This window comes from Pseudomonas sp. Leaf58, assembly GCF_003627215.1.
GTDB lineage: Bacteria > Pseudomonadota > Gammaproteobacteria > Pseudomonadales > Pseudomonadaceae > Aquipseudomonas.
In genome coordinates this window covers 2,349,499-2,370,829 of the sequence record NZ_CP032677.1, presented here as the reverse complement: position 1 = coordinate 2,370,829, position 21,331 = coordinate 2,349,499, and the positions used below count along the sequence as shown (strand labels likewise).

Annotated in this window: 17 protein-coding genes and 1 pseudogene; 11 read left to right on the top strand and 7 right to left on the bottom strand. The window is 64.1% G+C overall.

Features of this window, described 5'->3' with window-relative positions; all coding sequences use genetic code 11:
* Positions 1–51 precede the first annotated feature (51 nt).
* Both DV532_RS31205 and DV532_RS31200 read left to right on the top strand, forming a co-directional pair.
* Positions 52–1,338, top strand: a pseudogene (locus DV532_RS31205) (HAMP domain-containing protein); the annotation flags it as partial.
* Between the two features lie 102 nt (positions 1,339–1,440).
* Positions 1,441–2,196, top strand: a complete 756-nt coding sequence (locus DV532_RS31200; protein ID WP_372339999.1) for a methyl-accepting chemotaxis protein — start codon at positions 1,441–1,443, stop codon at positions 2,194–2,196.
* 33 nt (positions 2,197–2,229) lie between these two features.
* Here the strand turns inward: DV532_RS31200 and DV532_RS11065 are convergent, their stop codons facing one another.
* On the bottom strand, positions 2,230–4,125 hold the full coding sequence (locus DV532_RS11065) for a S8 family serine peptidase (protein WP_056801020.1): 1,896 nt from the start codon (positions 4,123–4,125) through the stop codon (positions 2,230–2,232).
* Between the two features lie 280 nt (positions 4,126–4,405).
* Between DV532_RS11065 and DV532_RS11060 the strand changes: the two genes are divergently transcribed.
* The 3 genes from DV532_RS11060 to DV532_RS11050 all read left to right on the top strand — a co-directional run bounded on the left by DV532_RS11060 (position 4,406) and on the right by DV532_RS11050 (position 7,039).
* Positions 4,406–5,323, top strand: a complete 918-nt coding sequence (locus DV532_RS11060) for an AEC family transporter (protein WP_056801018.1) — start codon at positions 4,406–4,408, stop codon at positions 5,321–5,323.
* 34 nt (positions 5,324–5,357) lie between these two features.
* Complete coding sequence (locus DV532_RS11055) at positions 5,358–5,969, top strand: cell wall hydrolase (protein WP_056801016.1); 612 nt, start codon at positions 5,358–5,360, stop codon at positions 5,967–5,969.
* A gap of 218 nt (positions 5,970–6,187) precedes the next feature.
* Positions 6,188–7,039, top strand: a complete 852-nt coding sequence (locus DV532_RS11050) for a CAP domain-containing protein (RefSeq protein ID WP_056801535.1) — start codon at positions 6,188–6,190, stop codon at positions 7,037–7,039.
* Here DV532_RS11050 and DV532_RS11045 read toward each other — a convergent pair.
* On the bottom strand, positions 7,006–8,025 hold the full coding sequence (locus DV532_RS11045; RefSeq protein ID WP_056801014.1) for a GlxA family transcriptional regulator: 1,020 nt from the start codon (positions 8,023–8,025) through the stop codon (positions 7,006–7,008). The genes DV532_RS11050 and DV532_RS11045 overlap by 34 nt on opposite strands.
* Before the next feature lie 105 nt (positions 8,026–8,130).
* Between DV532_RS11045 and DV532_RS11040 the strand changes: the two genes are divergently transcribed.
* The 4 genes from DV532_RS11040 to DV532_RS11025 all read left to right on the top strand — a co-directional run bounded on the left by DV532_RS11040 (position 8,131) and on the right by DV532_RS11025 (position 13,276).
* Positions 8,131–8,742, top strand: coding sequence for a LysE family translocator (locus DV532_RS11040; RefSeq protein WP_056801012.1), 612 nt, complete (start codon positions 8,131–8,133; stop codon positions 8,740–8,742).
* A gap of 166 nt (positions 8,743–8,908) precedes the next feature.
* Positions 8,909–9,259 (top strand): cupin, encoded by a 351-nt coding sequence (locus DV532_RS11035; protein ID WP_056801010.1) that lies wholly within the window; start codon positions 8,909–8,911, stop codon positions 9,257–9,259.
* 219 nt (positions 9,260–9,478) lie between these two features.
* A complete protein-coding gene (locus tag DV532_RS11030) occupies positions 9,479–11,896 on the top strand; it encodes a glucose/quinate/shikimate family membrane-bound PQQ-dependent dehydrogenase (RefSeq protein ID WP_056801008.1) in 2,418 nt (805 codons plus the stop codon).
* 111 nt (positions 11,897–12,007) lie between these two features.
* Entirely contained in the window at positions 12,008–13,276 is a 1,269-nt protein-coding gene (locus DV532_RS11025) for a carbohydrate porin (RefSeq protein ID WP_056801006.1), read from the top strand.
* Positions 13,277–13,355: 79 nt separating this feature from the next.
* Here DV532_RS11025 and argE read toward each other — a convergent pair whose 3' ends face one another.
* Both argE and DV532_RS11015 read right to left on the bottom strand, forming a co-directional pair.
* Entirely contained in the window at positions 13,356–14,516 is a 1,161-nt protein-coding gene (gene argE / locus DV532_RS11020; protein ID WP_056801004.1) for an acetylornithine deacetylase, read from the bottom strand.
* A complete protein-coding gene (locus DV532_RS11015) occupies positions 14,509–15,186 on the bottom strand; it encodes a DUF1028 domain-containing protein (protein ID WP_056801002.1) in 678 nt (225 codons plus the stop codon). Before DV532_RS11015 ends, argE begins: the two co-directional genes overlap by 8 nt.
* 363 nt (positions 15,187–15,549) lie before the next feature.
* Here DV532_RS11015 and DV532_RS11010 point away from each other — a divergent pair, with 363 nt between their 5' ends.
* On the top strand, positions 15,550–16,869 hold the full coding sequence (locus DV532_RS11010) for an NAD(P)/FAD-dependent oxidoreductase (protein WP_056800999.1): 1,320 nt from the start codon (positions 15,550–15,552) through the stop codon (positions 16,867–16,869).
* Positions 16,869–17,285, top strand: coding sequence for a RidA family protein (locus DV532_RS11005; RefSeq protein ID WP_056800997.1), 417 nt, complete (start codon positions 16,869–16,871; stop codon positions 17,283–17,285). Before DV532_RS11010 ends, DV532_RS11005 begins: the two co-directional genes overlap by 1 nt.
* 64 nt (positions 17,286–17,349) lie before the next feature.
* On the opposite strand, the gene DV532_RS11000 is transcribed toward DV532_RS11005, so the two are convergent.
* The 3 genes from DV532_RS11000 to DV532_RS10990 form a co-directional block, all read right to left on the bottom strand.
* The gene (locus DV532_RS11000; protein WP_056800996.1) at positions 17,350–19,755 is read right to left on the bottom strand and encodes a TonB-dependent receptor; all 2,406 of its coding nucleotides are present in this window, start codon (positions 19,753–19,755) and stop codon (positions 17,350–17,352) included.
* Positions 19,756–19,821: 66 nt separating this feature from the next.
* A complete protein-coding gene (locus DV532_RS10995) occupies positions 19,822–20,766 on the bottom strand; it encodes a FecR domain-containing protein (protein WP_056800988.1) in 945 nt (314 codons plus the stop codon).
* On the bottom strand, positions 20,763–21,275 hold the full coding sequence (locus DV532_RS10990; protein ID WP_056800987.1) for a sigma-70 family RNA polymerase sigma factor: 513 nt from the start codon (positions 21,273–21,275) through the stop codon (positions 20,763–20,765). Before DV532_RS10990 ends, DV532_RS10995 begins: the two co-directional genes overlap by 4 nt.
* Positions 21,276–21,331: the final 56 nt, after the last annotated feature.

The following is a 21,331-nucleotide window of genomic DNA, read 5'->3' as shown; positions in this document are numbered from 1 at the left end:
ACCACAAAAAAAGCCATAACCCTTACTGCCCCAAAAAAAGGGACCCACCCCATGCCTTTGCGACAACTTTCCATCCAGTGGAAAATCACCCTGCTCGCTGGTCTCTGCCTGGCCGGCATCGTCACCCTGCTCGTCGGCCTGTCGCTGTACCGCATGGAGCACAGCTCGGACCTGGTCAAGGCCAGCAGCATGCAGATGCTGACCGAGTCGGCACAGTCGCGCATCGAGTCGCAGGGCGAGGTGCAGGCGCTGAATATCCGCCGCCAGTTCATGGACGCCTACCAGTACGGCGCAGGCTTTGCCCGCCAGGTGTTGTTCCTGCGCGAGCAGGCAGATAAGCGCTTTCTCGATGCTTTCGACCTGCGCGAGGACATGACCCGCCAGGTGCGCGCCGCCTTGCAGGCCAACCCCGATCTGCTCGGCCTGTCGCTGGTGTTCGAGCCCAATGCGCTGGACAACAAGGACAGCCTGTTCGCCGGCAAGGCGGAGCTGGGCAGCAACGAAACCGGGCGTTTCGCCCTGTACTGGTCGCAACCACGTGTCGGCCAGCTGACAGCCATGGCCCTGCCCGAGCATGACATGGCCAACACCGAGGTCGGCCCCAGCGGCCAGCCGGCCAACACCTGGTGGGTGTGCCCGCGCGTGTCCGCCCAAGTGTGTGTGGTAGAGCCCTATTTCTACGACATCGATGGCCAGCAGGTGCTGATGACCAGCATCGTCTTCCCGCTAGCGGTCAACGGCAAGGTAATCGCCACCCTGTCCGTCGACATCAACCTCAACAGCCTCCAGGCGTTGAGCCAGGACGCCAGCCGCGGCCTGTACGAAGGGCGTACCACGGTCGGCATCCTCAGCCCAGTCGGCTTGCTGGCTGGCTACAGTGCCGATGCCAGCAAGCTGGCCCAGCGCTTCGACCAGGTCGACACCGCCAAAGGCGCGGAACTGGTACGCAAACTGGCTGACGGCAAAATGACCATCCTGCACGACCAGCAGCGCCTGAAAGTGCTGGCGGCGTTCCGGCCAATCCCGGATGCCCAGCCTTGGGGCGTGCTGCTGGACGTACCGGAAAACGCCCTGACCGGGCCGGCCGAAGCGCTGAAACAGGAACTGGACGCACTCAATACCAGCGGCACCCTGCTGGAACTGGGCCTGGGCCTGGCCGCCGCCATCGCCGGCCTGCTGATGGTCTGGCTGATGGCGCGGGGCGTGACCCGGCCGATTCTCGGCGTGGCCGCGATGCTCAAGGACATCGCCAGCGGTGAAGGCGACCTCACCCGCCGCCTCACTTACCAGAAACAGGACGAACTGGGCGAACTGGCCGGCTGGTTCAACCGCTTCCTCGACAAGCTGCAGCCGACCATCGCCGAGGTCAAACGCTCGGTGCAAGCCGCCCGCGGCACCGCCGACCAGTCTTCGGCGATTGCCAGCCAAACCAGCGCCGGCATGGAGCAGCAGTACCGCCAGGTCGACCAGGTGGCCACGGCCTCACATGAAATGAGCGCTACCGCCCAGGACGTCGCCCGCAGCGCTGCCCAGGCCGCACAAGCCGCGCGCGACGCCGACCAAGCTACCCGCGAAGGCCTGGCGGTGATCGGCCGCACCACCGACAGCATCGATGCCCTGGCCGCCGACATGAGTAACGCCATGGCCGAAATCGAAGGCCTGGCGCAGAACAGCGAGAAGATCGGTTCGGTGCTGGAAGTGATCCGTTCGATTGCCGAGCAGACCAACCTGCTGGCACTCAATGCCGCCATCGAGGCGGCCCGTGCTGGCGAGGCTGGCCGTGGCTTTGCCGTGGTCGCGGATGAGGTGCGCAACCTGGCCCAGCGTACCCAGGAGTCGGTGGAAGAAACCCGTCAGGTGATCGAGGCGTTGCAGAACGGCACCCGCGAAGTGGTCGGCGCCATGGACAACAGCCACCGCCAGGCCCAGGGCGGTGTGCAGCAAGTTGGCCAGGCCGTCACCGCGCTGCAGCGCATCGGCCAGGCGGTGACTGTAATCACCGACATGAACCTGCAGATCGCCTCGGCCGCCGAGGAACAGAGCGCGGTGGCCGAGGAAATTAACAGCAACGTGGCAACCATTCGCGACGTCACCGAATCGCTGTCGGGGCAGGCCAACGAATCCGCGCGGGTCAGCCAGTCGCTGAACAGCCTGGCCAACCAGCAGCAGGCGCTGATGGACCAGTTCCGCGTGTAATACCGAACAGGGCCGACAGTTGCCGGCCCTGGCTCAGGCCTCGAACCTGCCTCCGCCGAGGATACGGTCCAGCAACACCAGCGCGCCATGCACATTGGGCCTGGCGCCCATTGGCAGCACGTCGGTATCGGGCAATGTGGCGTCGTCGTAACCGCACGCCATGACCAGCTGGTGCATTTGGTTGCCATTGAGGTAGATGTGGTGCTGCTCCAGCGCGTAGGACTGGATCAACCCCAACGCCCCGCACACCATGGGCGTAGCGCTGGAGGTGCCGGCATAGGCATCGGTGTAGTCCCTGTTCTCACCGGGCAAATCTTGAAGGTGCCCTTTGGACAGCGTGACTACGCCATCTCCCCACGCATTGAGCATGCGGTACGGGTAACGGTAGTTGGAGTAGACAAACGGCTTGCCGTCATAGGAATGACTGGCGCCTACCAAAATGGCACCGGAGTCTCCATGGTCGGCAAAATACCGCCAATTGGCCAAGTCGATACCCCGCCCTTCAACGACACCTTTGCTTTCCAGTGTTTTAGTGCTGCCATTGCCCGCCGCATTGACGACCACAGCACCTCGCCGGCTCAACTGCTGCATGACTACCCACCACGCCCTCTCGTGCACAGTGGGTAACCGCGTGGCCGTGTCTACCTCAGTATGGGTTTGGCGGTTGATGCCGACGATGTCCCCTGGTTCAACAGTACGCAGCAGGTCTTTCAGCGCCTGGAACTGGCCATCTGCACCCTTCGTGCGGTTGTTATGCAGGTACAGCTCGCTGTCGTGGCTGATCCCGGTGGCGCCGAACCCATTGCGCACAGCCAGGATGATTCCCACCGAAGCGGTGCCATGGCTGGGGTTTTCGTTTGGCTCGAGCGAGACCACTTTCAAGCCTGGGTTATCTTGCAAGTCCTCATGCTCAGGGTATAACCCTCCGTCACTGAAGTGTATCCGCGTCGCTCTGCCCGTCACATTTTCTGCCCAGGCCTTGCGCACATTCAGGCCTTGCCAGCGTGGCCCGGGTTCGTCGAGGTAGGTTTGCAGAGGTTCGAAATCAGGCGTGGCCTGGGCATTTTCATGGGCTCGGTTGCCCGCCACCACGGCAACACCGGTCAACACGGTTGCCAATAACCCAGCCAGGCCAAGCGCAATTAGGTTTGGTTGCGGCGCCGAGGGCAGCACCTGCAGAGACTGCACATACTCCAACGCGGCCACTGTATTGAGCAATGCAAGGTACGTGTCGTTGAGCATGCTGGCTGGCTGCTCCAAGACGTAGAACGGGCGCAATGCCATGAGCTTGGGGTCGTCGCGCTCGCTTTCAGCCAGCGCGGGAAGAAGCGAGATGACCGCCTTCAGGTTCGGCCAGTGACGCACCAGCACGGAACCAGAGCCGGGCTCAAGATCGTGGATAAAGCGCCCATGCCCCCCGGGGGCAAACTCGATGACTACCGTGGGGTACGCCGTGCTGGCGGCCACAGCGGGTAACTCCGGCGGCATATGACTTACCTCTTCCACCGCCCGCTTGCGGCGCCCGCCAGCAGCAGGTAGCGGTACCTTGTCGAGCACGCTCCTGTGGCATTCATCAGCCTTTATGTCGAGCACCAGGGGCGGCATATCAATTACCCCAGCAGCGCCAACCGGCCGGTCGAGGGCCTTCGCATGCTCATCGAGCAGCACTACCCTAGGCCGGATGGTATAACGGCCCGCTTGTTCCTCTGCGATCAATGTGGCCGGGCACCCATAATCACTCAGGTTTCCACTTCGTGCCTGGGAATAGGCTGAAACGCCTTTGAACGACACCGCCCCCTCCGGTTCGGCCCTTTCGAGCTCGTAGCGGATGCGGTTGACCTTGTGCAGGTCTGCACCGTAACAGCGAACATGCAGTTTCCCATCGAAACGAAAGTTGCGGTAATAGACGAAATTCAGCTGGAGAGTCATCAGCAATACCTTGCAAAGTGGGTGTGCGCCAAATGGCGACGCCACCTTTGCAATGTGCGCGAGGGGTTAGCACCGGGAGGCCCTTCCCGGCTGCCCTGCGAAACAGGCACCGGCTGCCACAGGGCCACAACCATGGCCCTTACCTGTGTGGCTGGCTTGCCGACGAAAGGGCCGGGCCTGAAAATGCCGCTCAGTGAAGAACACAATGTGTTTACAGATCGATCCGCCCCCGTAGTCTTGCCCCGTACCCGTACCCGTACCCGTCCACGGAACGCTGACCATGCTCCACTTGCTACTCACTACCCTGCTGCCGATCATCTTGCTGATAGCCTTGGGCACTTTCCTGCGCCTGCGTGGCTTTCTGGCCGAAAGCTTCTGGCCCGGCGCCGAGCGCCTGAGCTATTACGTACTGCTGCCGTCGCTGTTCCTCCACGGCTTGGCCACCGCCAACCTCGATGGCGTACCGGTGCTGGGCATGGTCGGCGTGCTGATGCTCTCGACCCTGGCCGGGGCCGTACTGCTGGTGCTGTACCAGGCCGCAATGAGCCACGATGGCGCCGACTTCACCTCGGTGTTTCAAGGCGGTATCCGCTTCAACAACTACATCGGCGCCACCCTGGCAGCCGGTATCTACGGCAGCGCCGGCATCGCCCTGGCGGCGGTGGCCAACGCCGCCATAGTGCCCTTGGTCAACCTGCTCTGCGTGCTGGTGTTCGCCCGTTTCAGCGCTCGCCACAGCTCAACGGCCACGGTGTTGCGGGCCATCTTCGCCAACCCGTTGATCGTCGGTTGCGCGGGTGGGCTGCTGTTGCGTGCCACTGGGCTGGGCTTGCCGGCGGGTATCGAACCCACGGTCAAGGCCCTGGGCCAGGCGGCCCTGCCGCTGGGCCTGTTGTGCGTCGGTGCAGCGTTGGGGGGCGCCCGCCTGGGCCAGCAGGTACGCCCGCTGATGGCGGCTTCTGCCTTCAAGTTCCTGGTCATGCCGCTGACCACCTGGGGCTTGTGCCGGGTGCTTGGCCTAAGTGGCCAGGCGGCAGTGGTGGCGGTGCTGTTCCAGGCACTGCCCACCGCATCATCCGCTTATGTGATGGCCCGCCAGATGGGCGGCAACGCGCCGCTGATGGCCACCATCATTGCCCTGCAAACCGTGGCGGCCGCCGCCACCCTGCCTTTGGTGTTAATGCTAACGCTTGGCTAGACTGTGAAGCAGCCCACAGTTCGGAAGCTTGCCCATGCGCCTTTCGTGGATGGTGATTGGTTTGGCCACGGCCCTGCTTGCAGGCCATTTGCACACCGCCGCTGCGGCCAAAGCCGCCGTCGCCGAGGACAAAGCCGAGGTGCTTGAGGAGAAAGTGGTGAATGACGCCCCCCCTCCGAAAAAGGCCGAAACCCTCACCCCGGGTGAAGCGCAGGCAGTAGACCCAGCCGGCAAAGCACCGCTGGATGACAGCATCACCTGCCTGGCCCGCACCATCTACTGGGAGGCCAAGGGTGCCGACGCCCAAGACATGACCGCCGTGGCCAGCGTGGTGCTCAACCGTTTGGGCCACGATGGCTTCCCGGATACCATCTGCGGCGTGGTCAAGCAGGGGGTGGAGAGCAAGGCCTGCCAGTTCTCCTGGTGGTGCGACGGGCGCTCTGACCAAGTCGAGGAAGCGCAACGCTACGACATTGCCAAGGAGATCGCGCGCAAGGCGCTCAACCAGCAATTAAAAGACCCCACCGGGGGCGCGTTGTACTTTCATGACCGTACGGTGCACCCAGACTGGGCCAAGGCCTACCGCAAGACAGCGCAGACCACGCATTTTCTGTTCTACAAACCGCACCAGGCGGTGGCGCGCTGATACCCGCGCGCAGCGAATAAGGGCAAAAAACGGGCGCTTGATACGAATGATTACCAACGCTTCGCACTTTTCCGACTAGCCATGGTCTACTCCCTCTTTTGCTGCCGGCAACCATCGGCGGCGCTTTCATTGCCTTGCACGATCCCGGGCCAAAAGCCCTGGGCTTGTGTAGGATGGGCAGCGCCTACCACGACGCTGCCAGCCATAGGGAGATCTACATGCGCGTCCTGCCATCCGTTGCCGCCTTGTCGCTGGGCCTGGTCGTCTCGACCGGGGCACTGGCCGCCACCGGCGAAGAGGCGCAACTGATCGATTCGATCAATGTCTATCGCAGCAAGGCCCAGCCCTGTGGTGGCGAAGCGTCGCTGGAGCTGCCGCCGCTCAACAGCGATACCCGCCTGGCCCTGTCGCCAGAAGGTACCCGGGACCTGCAGCAAGCCATGACCCGCGCCGCTTATCCCATGGTCAACGTGCAGGCCATCAGCCTGTCGGGGCCGCGCGATGCGCGCGCCGCGATGCATGCCATCGAAGAGAGTTTTTGCCAGGTAGTGCTCGACCCGCAGTTCGTCGATATCGGTGTCAGCCAGGAGGGCCGCGACTGGCGCATCGTGCTGGCCCGGCCGTTGCTCAGCGGTCGCCTGGGCGACTGGCAGGCCGAGGGGCAGAAGGTACTGCAGGAAATCAACGCTGCGCGCAAGGTACCACGCCAGTGCGGCGGCCAGCCCTTCGCCGCGGCCCCCGCACTTAGCTGGAGCACGACGCTGGCCGGGGTCGCTGCCAACCACACCCGCGCCATGGCCAACCAGAACTTCTTCGACCATATCGACAAGGATGGCCGCACCCCCGGCGACCGGGCCGAACTGGCGGGCTACCTGTATCAGCAAATTGGCGAGAACATTACCGCCGGGCGTGATACCGCGCGCAAGGTAGTCGATGGCTGGCTCGATAGCCCGGGGCATTGCGCCACGCTGATGAACCCAGACTTCCGTGAGCTGGGCGCTGCCTATGCGGTAGACCCGAAGAGCGATGCGGGCATCTACTGGACGGGGTTGTTCGGGACGCCGCAGTAAACCTGGCTGGCGCGATCCCCGGCGCGGCCTTGTCGTAGCTCAAGCGCCGTGCACCCAAACCGCCGCCGCACGCATTTGCCCAGGTAACTGGCATCGCCCAGGCCCACTTCATCGGCAATTTGCGCCAGGCTATGGCTGGAGTTGAGCAAGCGCCAGCGCGCCTGCTGCAAGCGCATCTCCAGCCACCAGGCGTTGGCGCTCATGCCATGGCTGGCGTGAAACTGCCGGTCCAGCTGGCGCCGGCTGATGCCTAGCTCAGCGGCCAACTGCTCCAGCGCCAACGGCGTACCCAGGTGATGGCGCATCAGTGCCTGCGCACGCTGTACCTGGCGCCCCTGCCCGGCCCCCAGTTCCAGCGAGCGCAAGGCATGGCGGCTGTCGCGGGTTTCGTCCACCAACATGTCGGCCAACCCCTTCAGCGCCCGGGTGCGCCCACAGGCATGTGACAGCAGTGCGACAGCCAGGTCGATGGCCGCGGTGCCGCCGGCGCAAGTGATGCGGCTGCCGTCGATGCAATACAGTTGCTCGGGCAACACCTGCAAGTGCGGGAAGGCGGCCCGGAACTCCGCTTCGTGACGCCAATGCACCACCACCTTGTGCCCCTGCAGCACCCCACAGGCCGCCAGGAGGAACGCGCCATTGTCCACCCCCACCAGCTTGACCCCGGCTTTGCTAGCCCGCCTGAGCAGGGCCTGGTAACGCGGGGCCAGCGCGGCAGTGGCCATGGCATTGCGGCCGCCGAACACCACCAAGTAGTCGAAACTAGCCAGTTCGAGCTGGCCGACCACGGCCTCCATCTGCACCACCGCGCCGCTGCTCGACGCTACCGGGTCGAGGGTGAGCCCCGCCACGGTCCAGCTGCAGTAACGCTGCTGGCTGTAGTCCTCGTCATCGGCGCTGAAACGCAACTTGTCGAGAAAGGCCCCAAACGGCAGCAGGGCAAAGTCCGGTAACGGCATGATGAGCAAGCGGATATCGGGCAGCATGGTACGGTGTCCAAATACGACCATCGAATGTCCAGATCATACTCTGCTTGGTCAAGTACAGCGCCATAGACTGGCGCCCTCGGTACCCCACAAGGCATTTTTACCATGGCACTCAATACCTGGCTCCTCTACCTGCTGGCGAGCATCGGTCTGTCGCTGACCCCAGGCCCCAACAGCCTGCTGGCCCTGACCCACGGCGCGCTGTACGGCGCCCGGCGGACGCTGTTCACCATCGTTGGCGGGGTGTTCGGCTTCAGCGCCCTCATCGCCCTGGCGATGTTCGGCCTTGGCGCCTTGCTGCAGACCTCGGCCTCGCTACTGAGTGTGCTCAAGTGGGTAGGTGGCGCATACCTGATCTGGCTGGGTATACAACTGTGGCGTACCCCTGGCCTGCACCTGGAGCTGTCGCAGCAAAGCGCGCGGCTTGGCAATGCCAGCCTGTTCCGTCAAGGCCTGCTGTCGGCCATGGCCAACCCCAAGGTGCTGCTGTTCTATGGCGCTTTCCTGCCGCAATTCATCGACCCGCAGCGTGGGCTGCTGCTGCAGTTCGGGGTGATGGCGGCAACTTTTGCCAGCGTTGAGTTCGTGGTGGAATACCTATTGGCGCGGCTGGCGTTTCGCATACGGCCTTGGCTGGCCAAGAGTGGCAGAGGTTTCAACCGCTGCTGTGGCAGCCTGTTCGCCTTGATTGGCGTGGTGTTGCCGCTTGGGCGGTAGCACGGTCAGCAAGGCTGGCTAACGGCCCTATCGCCAAGACTTTGTCCGTCGACGGCCCATTTTCCAAATCTCGGAAAGTTCTTACAAACGGGCGGGCGGCTCAAGAAGCGCGGCGGGTGGCAATTGCGTCCATAGTGGAACAACCCCCTTTCCAGCGAGGCTTGCCATGACCCCGAACAACCTGTTGATTGCCCTGCCCCCCTTCGACCCCACCACTGCCGAACGTGTCGACGTACTGCTCAGCCGCCCGGGCGTGCGCGTGGAACGTATCGTCTCCACGGGCCAAGCCAGCCCGCCCGGCTTTTGGTACGACCAGGCCGAAGGCGAATGGATCGTACTGCTCAGGGGTGCTGCGGGCCTGCGCTTCGAGGACGAAAGCCATACCCGCCTGTTGGCGCCGGGCGATTGCCTGGACATCCCACCGCACGCCCGCCATCGCGTGGAATGGACCGCCCCCGGCACAGCCACCATCTGGCTCGCAGTGTTCTACGGCAGTGGCGCACCGTGGCCTGCGTGAAGCCCGGAGAATCAAAGTACGACCAACGCCGTAATGCGGGTTGTTTAACCTTCATGAACACCTCGTTTAATGCAATTTTAAGCGCACGATCTAAACTTTTAGCCACACCTTAGCGGGCCCCACCCTGCGACAATCAGCCTCATAAAATTATGTACCAACTTGTTAATTAGCAAGCTAAGGGATTAGACTGCGCGCATTCCACCTGCTGAGATCCCTGGCATGAAAGACACACCGCGCGCCTCTGGCGCCACAAACATCCTCCTGGTCGGCTTGGGCGTGATCATCGCCCTGCTCGGCCTGCTCCTGGCTGCGGGCGGCGTCAAGCTCGCTGGCCTGGGCGGTTCCTGGTACTTCCTGATAGGCGGCCTGGCCATGGCCATCGCCGGCGTCCTCATCGCGCGCCGCAAGCAGGCTGGCGCCTGGCTGTACGCAGGGTTCCTGGTGGGTACCGCCATCTGGGCGCTGAGCGACACTGGCCTGGTGTTCTGGCCACTGTTCTCGCGCCTGTTCATGTTCGGCGCAATCGGCCTGGTGGTGGCGCTGGTCTACCCGCTGTTGGCCCGCGCCAGCGGCGCCAGCGCCGGCCGTGGTGCCTATGGCGTTGCCGGGGTGATGGCCGTGGTGCTGCTGATTGCCGCCGGCAACATGTTCGTTGCCCACCCCAGCGTCGCGCCTACCGGCAAAGGCCCGGGCATGACCCCGGTGGAAACCGGCATGCAACAGAAGGACTGGGCGCACTACGGCAATACCGAAGGTGGCAGCCGCTTCGCCGCGCTGGACCAGATCAACCGCGACAACGTCAACAAGCTGCAAGTGGCCTGGACCTACCACACCGGTGACGTGGCCATCAGTGATGGTAACGGTGCCGAAGACCAGCTCACCCCCCTGCAGGTCGGCAACAAGGTGTTCATCTGCACCCCGCACAACAACCTCATCGCTCTCGATGCCGACACCGGCAAAGAGCTGTGGAAGAACGCGATCAACGCCCAGTCCAAGGTCTGGCAGCGTTGCCGTGGCATGGCCTACTTCGACGCCACCGCAGCGATCGCCCAGCCAACCCAGCCGAACAGCTCGCCGATCACAGCCGCTAGTGTGCCGGCCGCTGCCAACTGCCAGCGTCGCCTGCTGACCAACACCATCGACGGCCGCCTGATTGCCGTCGATGCCGACACTGGCGAGTTCTGCCAGGGCTTCGGCAACAACGGCCAGGTCAACCTGATGGCCGGCCTGGGTAACGTGCCAGACTCCTACTACCAGCTGTCCTCCGCGCCGCTGATGGCCGGCACCACCGTGGTGGTCGGCGGCCGCGTCGCCGACAACGTGCAGACCGACATGCCAGGCGGCGTGATCCGTGGTTTCGACGTAATCAGCGGTGAAATGCGCTGGGCCTTCGACCCAGGCAACCCGGAAGATCGCCAGGCGCCACAAGGTGAAAACACCTACGTGCGCAGCACCCCGAACAGCTGGGCACCGATGTCCTACGACCCCGCGATGAACACCGTGTTCCTGCCAATGGGCTCGTCGTCCACCGACATCTACGGCGTTGAGCGCAACCAACTGGACCACACCTATGGCGCTTCGGTGCTGGCCCTGGACGCCACTACCGGTAACCAGAAGTGGGTGTACCAGACCGTGCACAACGACCTGTGGGACTTCGACCTGCCCATGCAGCCGAGCCTGATCGACTTCACCAAGGACGACGGCCAGTCGGTGCCTGCCGTGGTGATCGGCACCAAGGCCGGGCAGATCTTCGTGCTCGACCGCGCCACCGGCAAGCCGCTGACCCAGGTCGACGAAGTGCCGGTCAAGCCAAGTAACATTCCAAACGAGCCGTATTCCCCAACCCAGCCGAAGTCGGTCGGCATGCCGCAGATCGGCGCGCAAACCCTGACCGAGTCGGACATGTGGGGCGCCACCCCGTATGACCAGCTGCTGTGCCGTATCGACTTCAAGAAGATGCGCTACGACGGCCTGTACACCGCACCAGGCACCGACCTGTCGCTGAGCTTCCCAGGTTCGCTGGGTGGCATGAACTGGGGCAGCATTTCCACCGACCCGGTGCATGGCTTCATCTTCGTCAATGACATGCGCCTTGGCCTGTGGATCCAGATGATCCCGTCGCAGAACAAAGGCGGCGCAGCGTCCGGTGGCGAAGCGCTGAACACCGGCATGGGCGCAGTACCGCTCAAGGGCACCCCGTACGCGGTGAACAAGAACCGCTTCCTGTCGGTGGCCGGTATTCCGTGCCAGGCGCCGCCATTCGGCACCCTGACCGCCATCGACATGAAGACCCGCCAGGTGGCCTGGCAGGTACCGGTGGGTACCGTTGAAGACACCGGCCCCCTCGGCATCCGCATGCACCTGCCGATCAAGGTCGGCCTGCCAACCCTCGGCGGCACCCTGTCGACCCAAGGGGGCCTGGTGTTCATCGCGGGCACCCAGGACTTCTACCTGCGCGCCTACGACAGCAGCAACGGCAGCGAAATCTGGAAGGCTCGCCTGCCCGTGGGCAGCCAGGGCGGCCCGATGACCTATGTCTCGCCGAAAACCGGCAAGCAATACGTAGTCATCACTGCTGGCGGTGCGCGCCAATCGACTGACCGTGGCGACTACGTGATTTCTTACGCCTTGCCGTAAGACCGCGTCGCCTTCTTCGCGGGCACGCCCGCTCCCACAAGGATCAACGTTGAACCTGTAGGAGCGGGCTTGCCCGCGAATGGGCCCTGAATAACAACCCGAGACCCTGCAATGCCATCCGCAATTCGCATCACCCCCACCCTGCTGCTAGCCCTCGCCAGCAGCACCGCCCTGGCCGACGACAACCTGCTGACCCGCAGCACCCTGACCGGTGATTGGGGCGGCCTGCGTCACCAGCTGGAAGCAGACGGCGTCAAGTTCAGCGGCGATTACAGCGGCGAAACCGCCTACAACGCCCACGGCGGCCTGCACCGCTCGGCACGCTACTCGCAGAACCTGAAGCTGGGCGTGCAGTTCGACCTGTCGAAACTGTATGGCCTGGACAACGGCGGCAAGGTCCAGCTGACCATCAACGACCGCCGTGGCAACAGCGCCTCGGAAGACCTGGTGGGCAACCGCCTGCCGATCCAGGAAAACTACGGTGGCCTGTACACGCGCCTGACCGAGCTGAGCTACGAGCGCACCCTGTTCACCCCGGCGCTCAACGTCAAGCTCGGCTACATGGCCATGGGCAACGACCTGGGCGGCCTGGACAGCGGCATCCTGTGCAACTTCATGAACGCCGGTTTCTGCGGCCACCCGCTGAACATGTCCGGTGGCAGTGGCTGGACCAACTACCCCAATGCCCACCTCGGCGTGCGGGTGAAGTACGACCTGTCGCCGGCCTGGCAACTGCGCGTGGCGGCGTTCAACGTTGACCCGCAAAGCAATGGCAATTCCAGCCGCGCCTGGCACCTGGGGCCCAAGCACACCACCGGCACCGTGGTACCAGTAGAGCTGGTGTACAAGCTGCAGGGCAAACTGCCTGGCGAGTACAAACTGGGCTACTACTACGACAGCTCCGATGCAAAGCGCATCGGCAGCGACGAGGAAGTTTCCGGTCGCGGCGGCCACTACCTGCTGATTGACCAGGCGGTGTGGAGTGACCAAGGCTTGCCAGGCCGCAGCCTGCATGCCTTCGGCCAGTATTCGGCAGCGAGCAAGGCCGCTTCGCCGTTCACCAAGTGGTATGGCGCCGGCGTGGTGCTGTACCAGCCGTTCGCAGGCCGCCCAAAGGATACCGTGGCGCTGGGCTACGGCCGTGCCGTGCCGAACCCACGTAGCCGCGACGTGCTGGAAGATGCCGCGTTCGATGCCGGCCAACAGTTCCCCGACATCGACAGCGCCGAACAGTTGATCGAACTGAGCTACGGCTACCAGGCCACGCCGTGGTTGAACCTACGCCCGGATGTGCAGTACATCATCGAGCCGGGGGCGTTCTCCGGGAAAGCCATCGACAACGCGCTGGTGGTTGGGTTGCAGGTCAAGGCATCCTTCTAAACCCTTTAGGGCCGCTTTGCGGCCCTTTCGCGACACAAGGCCGCTCCTACAACAGCCCGCGCAAGGCCGGGAGCCGCTGTCACGCCTGCTTGAGGTAATCCACCAACCTCAGCAACATGGCATCACACCCCCGCAACTGCTCGACACTGACAAACTCATCCGGCTTGTGCCCCTGGTCCATGCTCCCAGGCCCACACACCACAGTCGGGATGCCCGCCTGGTCGAACAATCCGCCTTCGGTGCCAAACGCCACCGTACCAAACTGCTCCGAGCCACTGAGCAACGCCACCAAGCGCGCCGCCTCGCTGTCCGCCGGAGTGGCCAGCCCCGGGTACGCACTTAACGGTTCCAGGCGAATGGCGCTGGCCGCATTGACCTTGCACATGCGCGGCAGCAACTCGGCCTCGGCATAGGTCTGCAACTGGTCGGCCACCGTCTGCGCTGCGAAACCCGGCAGTGCCCGCACTTCGAAATCGAACTGGCACTGCGCAGGCACGATGTTCAGTGCCCTGCCGCCGTTGATCACACCGGCCTGTACGGTGGAAAACGGTGGGTCGAAGCGTTCATCATGCTGATCCGGTTGCGCCAGTGCCGCGCCAATCTCGCCCAGTTTGCCGATCAACTTCGCTGCATACTCGATGGCATTCACCCCATACGGCGCATACGCTGAATGGCAGGCCGCGCCCTGTACTTGGCAGCGCATCGCCAGCTTGCCTTTGTGGCCCAGCACCGGCTTGAGCTCGGTGGGCTCGCCAATCAAGCACAAGCGCGGCTTGTGCGGGCGCTGTGCAAGCGCCGCGAGCATCGAGCGCACACCCAGGCAGCCGACTTCCTCGTCATAGGAGAACGCCAGGTGCACCGGCATCCGCAATGGCTGGGCGAGGAAGGCGGGCACCGCCGCCAGTACCGAAGCGATGAAACCCTTCATGTCGACCGTACCACGGCCATACAGGCAGCCGTCGCGCTCACTCAGGGCAAACGGCTCGACCGTCCAGGCCTGGCCGTCCACTGGCACCACATCGGTATGCCCAGACAGCACCACGCCACCCACGTCCTGGGGGCCGATTGTGGCGAACAGGTTAGCCTTGGTGCCCTCCGGGTTATGGAACAGCTCGCTTTCCACCCCCAGTTCGGCCAGGTAATCACGGATAAAGCCGATCAGCGCCACGTTGGAATCTCGGCTGACCGTGGCAAAGCCGATCAACCGGGCCAGCAGCGCGCGGCTGGCAAATTCACTCATCGCCCGGTACCCCATAGCTTGGCGCTAGCGTCGGGTCGAGCGCGCGGGTAACGTAATCTTGCATCTGCGGCCGGTAGGCCTGCCACAGGCCATCGAGCACACCAATCGGGTCGGCATCGGCCCAGTCCACGCGCAGGTCCACCAGCGGCCAGGTCAGCTCACCGGCGATCTTCAACGCCGCCGAGTGCACCGGCCCGGCCTCGCCGCCTGCGGCCATCGCCGCGTGCATGGCAGCCAGCAGGCGGTCGGCCAGGTGCCCAGCCGCCTGCTCGAAGGCCTGCACCATCGCTTCGATTACCTGAAGCGAGGCCAACAGGTTGCCCGCCGCCGCGCATTGCTCACCGGCCACGGCATGGTGCGTGCCCAGCGCCTCGCGGCCGGTGAACAGTGCCACCTGGCCGTGGCTGTCGATGACCGTTACCTGGCGGTACTCGCTCCAACCATTAGCGCTTAGCACCCGGTCCAGCACCGCCGCAGGCGGCAACTGGCCCTGTTCCAGGGCATCGAGAATTTGTGGGCCCAGCGCCGGCAAGGTGATGTTCTGGGTAGCGACCGCGCCCACACCGGCCCGCACCCAGGGGCAACGGGCGCCCACGGCGATGCTTGACGAGCTGATGGCGATACCGACCTGGCCGGTTTCCTGGCAACGACCGATGATGGAGAAAGTCATGTCATGGTTCCTGTGTGCTGTGCGATACCCGGCATTCTGGGTGGAACCTTCGGGCAGGCGAAACGACCTTTTTCCGAGGGGTTAGGCAGGAAAAAACTACGCTCGGGCAGCGCATGTCGAATGCGCGGTGCTCGCCGTGGCACCTGCATTGCCTGGGAGGTCCAGCGCCACCCGCGCGGCGCCTCGCGGGCAAAGCCCGCTCCTCCATCTGATTCGCCACAAAATTCGGGGCCTTCGCCGTTTTATAGGCAAGCCCCAGCTAAATACTATTTTCGCCATTTCCACGGCATCCCTAGTCTGGCCCCAGGCAACGGCGGTCCTCCAAACCGACCTGACAAAAACCGCCTGACAAAGGGCTCGGACATGACACTGAACAACCTCGAAATCGACACCCTCGTCGTCGGCGCCGGCCAAGCCGGCGTGGCCATGAGCGAACACCTGAGCAAGCTTGGCGTGCCGCACCTGGTGCTGGAGCGCAAGCGCATCGCCGAGGCCTGGCGCACGGGCCGCTGGGACTCGTTGGTGGCCAACGGCCCGGTCTGGCACGACCGCTTCCCTGGGCTGCAATTCAACCTCGACGCCGATGCCTTCGCCGGCAAGGACCAGGTGGCCGACTACTTCGAGCAGTACGTACGCACGTACAACCTGCCGGTTCGCACCGGCATCGAAGTGAAGAAAGTACTGCGCAACAGTGACCGCCCTGGTTTTACCATCGAAACCAACGAAGGCGTGATCCGCGCCAACCGTGTGGTCGCCGCCACCGGCCCATTCCAGAAGCCGGTGATCCCGGCCATCGCGCCGAAAGACAGCAACTTGCACCAGATCCACTCGGCGGCCTATTTCAACCCCGAGCAACTGCCCGAAGGTGCTGTGCTGGTAGTCGGCGCCGGCTCCTCCGGCGTGCAGATCGCCGAGGAACTGATGCGTGCCGGGCGCCAGGTATACCTTTCGGTCGGCGCCCACGATCGCCCACCGCGCGCCTACCGCAACCGCGACTTTTGCTGGTGGCTGGGCGTATTGGGTGAGTGGGATGCAGAAATCGCCAAGCCCGGCCGCGAACACGTGACCATCGCTGTCAGCGGCGCGCGGGGTGGCCACACCGTGGACTTCCGTGCCCTTGCCCACCAAGGCATGACCCTGGTCGGCCTGACCCAGTCGTTCGCCAACGGCGTGGCGCACTTCCAAGACAACCTGGTCGAAAACATCAACCGCGGCGATGAAAACTACTTGGCCCTGCTGGATGCCGCCGATGCCTACATCGAACGCAACGGCCTCGACCTGCCAGAAGAACCTGAAGCACGCCATCGCCTGGCCGACCCGGCATGCATGGTCAACCCGCTGCAGCAACTGGACCTGGCCAAGGCCGGCGTCACCAGCATTATTTGGGCCACCGGTTACGGCGTGGATTTCAGCTGGCTGCAGGTCGACACTTTTGACGCCAACGGCAAGCCGCAGCACCAGCGCGGCGTCGCCCGCGAGCCCGGCGTGTACTTCCTGGGCTTGCCGTGGCTGTCGCGCCGCGGCTCGTCGTTCATCTGGGGCGTGTGGCACGACGCCAAGCACGTCGCCGGGCACATCGCCACGCAACGCACCTATACCGCCTACCGCGACCGTGAACAACGCGCTGCGGATGAGCAGCAACAATCCAAGATCCGCAACGTCAGCACCCTCGGAGCCCACTGATGCCTACCCATACCCGCATCCGCATGTTCAACACCAAGCAAACCTACCCCAACCAGACCCTGGACAACGACCTGTGCCAGGCTGTGCGGGCCGGTAACACCATCTATGTGCGCGGCCAGGTCGGTACCGACTTCGAAGGCAAGTTGGTGGGCTTGGGTGACCCACAGGCACAAACCGAGCAGGCGATGAAAAACGTCAAGCAGTTGCTCGAAGAGGCCGGCTCGGACTTGTCGCACATCGTCAAGACCACCACCTACATCACCGACCCACGCTTCCGCGAGCCGGTGTACAAAGAAGTGGGCAAATGGCTCAAAGGCGTGTTCCCGATTTCCACCGGGCTGGTGGTTGCCGGGTTGGCCCAGGCCGAGTGGCTAATGGAAATCGATGTGATCGCCGTGGTGCCTGATCCCCTTTGATCGGTTTAACGCGGTCAATTGTAGGAGCGGCCTTGTGTCGCTCCCACAGGGGCCGCGCAGGGCTTTAAAAACCCACAGTGGCCGAGAGCAGGTAAGTACGAGGGGTAGAAAGTGTCAGCCCCGGCTCACTGTCATCCGAGGCCCCAGCCGAGCTCCAGTAACGGTGATCCAGCACGTTCTCGACACTGGCCCGCAAAGTAACCTGGGTAGCGTCCACCTTGAACGCATAACGCGCGCCTACGTCATAGCGCTCCCAGCCATCGATCTGCTTGCTGTTGTTCTGGTCCAGGTACTGCGAACTCGAGTGCATACCCCGCGCCGTCAGGGTCAGGCCGCTCATCCCCGGCACATCCCATTCGGCACCGAGGTTGACGTTGTACTCGGGCGTGGCCGGTGCACGGTTGCCATCGTAGGCGCCACCGACGGTGTCAGTCAGTTCGCTGTCAAGGTACATCACCCCGCCCAACACCCGTACGCCTTGCACCGGTTCGCCGAACACGCTCAGCTCGATACCGCGGTTGTCGCGCTTGCCATTGGGGCCAAACACCCGCGAAGCAGGGTTGGTTTCGTAGGCGGGCTGGCGGATGCGGAAGGCACTGGCGGTAAAGGCGACCTGGCCCAGATCGTACTTGGCCCCCACCTCCACCTGGCGGCTGGTGAACGGCGGGAAAATCTGGTCTTCGTTGATCGACGTCGAAGGCGCGATCTTGCCTTGGCTCAGGCCCTCCATGTAGTTAGCGTACAACGATAGCTGCTCGGTGACCTTGAGCAGCACACCGCCCGAGGGCGACAGCTTCTCTTCGTCGTAGGCCGTTTCGCCTTTGACGCCATCGCTCCAGTCATCCACCTGCACCCGCTGCCAGCGCGCGCCCACGGTCAACAGCAGGCGGTCGTCGAGGAAGCCGAGGGTGTCGGCCAAGGCTACGCCGGAAAAACGGTTTTCCGTGTATACCTCAGGGTCGATACGGGTTGGCGTGCCCGGCGTCGGCGTCGCGACCGGGTCGTAGAGGTTACTGGGCGCCGCAGCATAGCGGGCACCGCCGTTGGTGAAGTCCATGTAGTAGTAGGTGGCGGCGAGGTTCAGCTCGTGGCTGACCGGCCCGGTATGGAACCAGTTGCGCACACCGGCCATGGCGGTGCGCACCGTTTCGTCCCGGGTGAAGTCGCGTGGCTGCACGGTGAAGTCGCCAGCATCGTTGATGATCGACACGTTGTGGCGCAGGAAGTCATGGTTGCTCTTGCGCGCGCCAACCGCGCCGTAGGCCAGCAGCGACTCGCTGAGGTCATATTCGGCATGCAGCGCACCAAAGGTGTCGCTGGTGCGCGCCTTGCTCCAGGCCTGGGCGTAGTTGTGGCGCACGTCGTCAGCATCCGGCACCTTAGCATTGGCGCCGACCAGCACACGCTCCTGCGGCGCATCGGTATCGCGTTCGGTGTGGCCGAGGTCGGCCGACAACCGCAGGCGCTCGCCACGGAAATCCAGGCCCAGCACCGCCATTTCGCGCTCGACACGCTGGTGGTCCCATTCGGTGTCGCCCCCCTGTTTCACCCCATTGAAGCGCACGCCAAACTGCTGCTCTTCGCCAAAACGCCGGCCAATGTCCACGGCGCCGCCGGCCTGGCCCGCCGAGGCATAGCTGCCGGTGAACTCGGTGATCGGCTGCTCGCCGGCACGCTTGGGCTGAACGTTGATGCCGCCGCCGACACTGCCACGTGGCGAAATGCCGTTGAGCAACTGGCTGGGGCCTTTGACGATGTCGACCCGGTCGGCCATTTCCATGTCGATCGAGTAGGTCGGCAGGATGCCGTACAGGCCGCTGTAGGCGACGTCACTGTTGAACAGGCTGAAACCGCGAATGGTGAACTGCTCGAAGCGCCCGCCTGCGGGGTTGGTGGCGCGTACCGAAGGGTCACTGGCGATCAACTCGCCCAAAGTCCGCGCCTGCTGGTTTTTCACCCACTCACTGGTGTAGCTGGTAATACTGAACGGGGTTTCCATGAAGTCGCGCGAACCGAGCAAGCCTTGCGCGCCCTGGCGGGCTACCTGGCCACCGGCATAGGGTTGCGTTTCGCTGCTGGCGGCCAAGCCGCTAACGATGCTGATCGGGGCGATTTCCAGGGGCCCGCCCGCCGGGGGCGCCGGCACCAGGGTGAAGCTGCCCTCGCCCACCGGCAGCAACTGCAGGCCGCTGCCGCGCAGCAACTGAGCGAAACCTTCGTCGACACTGTAGCTGCCGGAAAGGCCGTTACTGTGCCTGCCGTTGACCAGCACCGGGTCCAACGACAGGCTGACCCCGGCCTGCTCGGCAAAATGGGTCAGCACGGCGCCAAGGCTTGCTGCTGGCACCTGATAACTGCGCCGGGCGGGTTCATCGGCCCATGCGGGTGCACACAACAACAGGCTCATCGCGAACAACGGATGTGCTGCACGCGCCAGTGGGCGCAGGCGGCAAGACTTTACGGCAGGCATTGAACAGGGCTCCCCTTTATTTGCTCCTACCGGTATTGACCGGTGAGCGAAAAAAAGGGGACAGGCTCATGCACGAGTTTCCCGCGCGGCCAGGCTTACCCAATAGCGTGTACGCGTGTGCACCTGCAACGGCAGGCTGGCGGCGAGCAAGGCCAGCACGCGGTCGGTGTCGTCCAGGCGGAACGTACCTGTTACCCGCAGTCCCTCCAGCGCCGGTGCCCAGCGCAACACGCCGGGACGGTAACGGCGCAGCTCGTGCAACAACTCGCCCAAGGGGCGATCCTCCAGCCGCAGCACGCCTTCGCGCCAGCCCAGTGGCCACAGGGCCAGGCTTGTCACAGGGCCGATACCAACCGCCTGCAGGTTGGCCTGTTGCCCGGCCTGCAGCACCCGGGCCGGGCCGCGCAGCGGTTGCAGGCTGGCCGTGCCGTTAAGCACCGATACCCGGCAAGCTTGATCGACCAGGCGCAGGCATACCTCGCCAGCGTCAAGCACGACCTGGCCATAGGGCACCTGCACCGTAAGCCCCAGGTTGCCAGGCACTCTGGCTGCCACTTCGCCACGCAGTAGTACCAGGCGGCGCGCACCTGGGGCGAAATCCACTGCACTGTCAGTGTTCAACTGCACGAATGTGCCGTCGCTCAGCAGCACTTGCTGGCGCTCCCCGACGGCGGTGTGCAGGTCTGCGGTCCAGGCGTCCAGCGGTAGCTCTCGGCTCACCAGCCACGCCGCCGGCAGCAACGCCGCTAGCCCCAAGGCCTGCTTGAGCAGCGCTCGGCGGCCGGCATCCGGACGGCCCAGGGTAGCCATGGCCAGGGGGCTGGGCAGTTCGGCAAAGCGCTGGCGCAACAGCAGTGCCTTTTGCCAGGCACTTTCGTGCAAGCCGCTGCGGGCGCGCCATTGCGCCAGGCGCAGCAAGTCACGCTGGCTGGCGCCGCCGGAATCGACCAGCGCCAGCCAGCGGGCAGCGGCACGCACAGCCTCGCGGGTTGCGGGGGTATGCGGAATCATTGCAAATCGGCCAGCAAGCAATGCTCGTAGGCTTGTGCCATGTAGCGTTTGACCGAACGCTCGCACACGCCCAAGCGCTTGCCGATTTCGGCGTAGCCCAGGCCTTCCAGCTGGCTCCAGAGAAAGGCCTTGCGCACCGGGGCCTTTAGGCCGTCGAGCAATTCATCCAGTGCTTGCAGGGTTTCTAGCAATACCCAGCGTTGCTCTGGCGAGGGCGTATGTTGCTCGGGCAGTAGCGCCAGCGCATCGAGGTAGGCCTGCTCCAGGCTGCGCCGCTGGTGGAAGTTGCTCAGCAGGCGTTTGCCCACGGTCAGCAAGTAGGCGCGCGGTTCACGGATGTCGGCCAATGGCTGGGCGCTGGCCAGTATGCGCAAGAAAGTATCCTGGCTGAGGTCGGCAGCATCCCAGGCATTGCCCAAGCGCCGGCGCAGCCAGGTTTCCAGCCAGCCGCGATGCTCTCGGTACAGTGCTGGCAGGCTAGGCTGCGGTGGCGGCGCGGCGTCGATCATGGGATAGGCTCTGCGGTAGTGTAAATAAGATTAATTCTAATTTACACCAAGCCGCA

What these genes read in the sequence shown, in the direction of transcription:
- DV532_RS31200 (WP_372339999.1), top strand. Translation starts at nt 1,441, where the DNA reads ATGGAGCAGCAGTACCGCCAGGTCGACCAGGTGGCCACGGCCTCACAT.
- DV532_RS11065 (WP_056801020.1), bottom strand. Translation starts at nt 4,125, where the DNA reads ATGACTCTCCAGCTGAATTTCGTCTATTACCGCAACTTTCGTTTCGAT.
- DV532_RS11060 (WP_056801018.1), top strand. Translation starts at nt 4,406, where the DNA reads ATGCTCCACTTGCTACTCACTACCCTGCTGCCGATCATCTTGCTGATA.
- DV532_RS11055 (WP_056801016.1), top strand. Translation starts at nt 5,358, where the DNA reads ATGCGCCTTTCGTGGATGGTGATTGGTTTGGCCACGGCCCTGCTTGCA.
- DV532_RS11050 (WP_056801535.1), top strand. Translation starts at nt 6,188, where the DNA reads ATGCGCGTCCTGCCATCCGTTGCCGCCTTGTCGCTGGGCCTGGTCGTC.
- DV532_RS11045 (WP_056801014.1), bottom strand. Translation starts at nt 8,025, where the DNA reads ATGCTGCCCGATATCCGCTTGCTCATCATGCCGTTACCGGACTTTGCC.
- DV532_RS11040 (WP_056801012.1), top strand. Translation starts at nt 8,131, where the DNA reads ATGGCACTCAATACCTGGCTCCTCTACCTGCTGGCGAGCATCGGTCTG.
- DV532_RS11035 (WP_056801010.1), top strand. Translation starts at nt 8,909, where the DNA reads ATGACCCCGAACAACCTGTTGATTGCCCTGCCCCCCTTCGACCCCACC.
- DV532_RS11030 (WP_056801008.1), top strand. Translation starts at nt 9,479, where the DNA reads ATGAAAGACACACCGCGCGCCTCTGGCGCCACAAACATCCTCCTGGTC.
- DV532_RS11025 (WP_056801006.1), top strand. Translation starts at nt 12,008, where the DNA reads ATGCCATCCGCAATTCGCATCACCCCCACCCTGCTGCTAGCCCTCGCC.
- argE (WP_056801004.1), bottom strand. Translation starts at nt 14,516, where the DNA reads ATGAGTGAATTTGCCAGCCGCGCGCTGCTGGCCCGGTTGATCGGCTTT.
- DV532_RS11015 (WP_056801002.1), bottom strand. Translation starts at nt 15,186, where the DNA reads ATGACTTTCTCCATCATCGGTCGTTGCCAGGAAACCGGCCAGGTCGGT.
- DV532_RS11010 (WP_056800999.1), top strand. Translation starts at nt 15,550, where the DNA reads ATGACACTGAACAACCTCGAAATCGACACCCTCGTCGTCGGCGCCGGC.
- DV532_RS11005 (WP_056800997.1), top strand. Translation starts at nt 16,869, where the DNA reads ATGCCTACCCATACCCGCATCCGCATGTTCAACACCAAGCAAACCTAC.
- DV532_RS11000 (WP_056800996.1), bottom strand. Translation starts at nt 19,755, where the DNA reads ATGCCTGCCGTAAAGTCTTGCCGCCTGCGCCCACTGGCGCGTGCAGCA.
- DV532_RS10995 (WP_056800988.1), bottom strand. Translation starts at nt 20,766, where the DNA reads ATGATTCCGCATACCCCCGCAACCCGCGAGGCTGTGCGTGCCGCTGCC.
- DV532_RS10990 (WP_056800987.1), bottom strand. Translation starts at nt 21,275, where the DNA reads ATGATCGACGCCGCGCCGCCACCGCAGCCTAGCCTGCCAGCACTGTAC.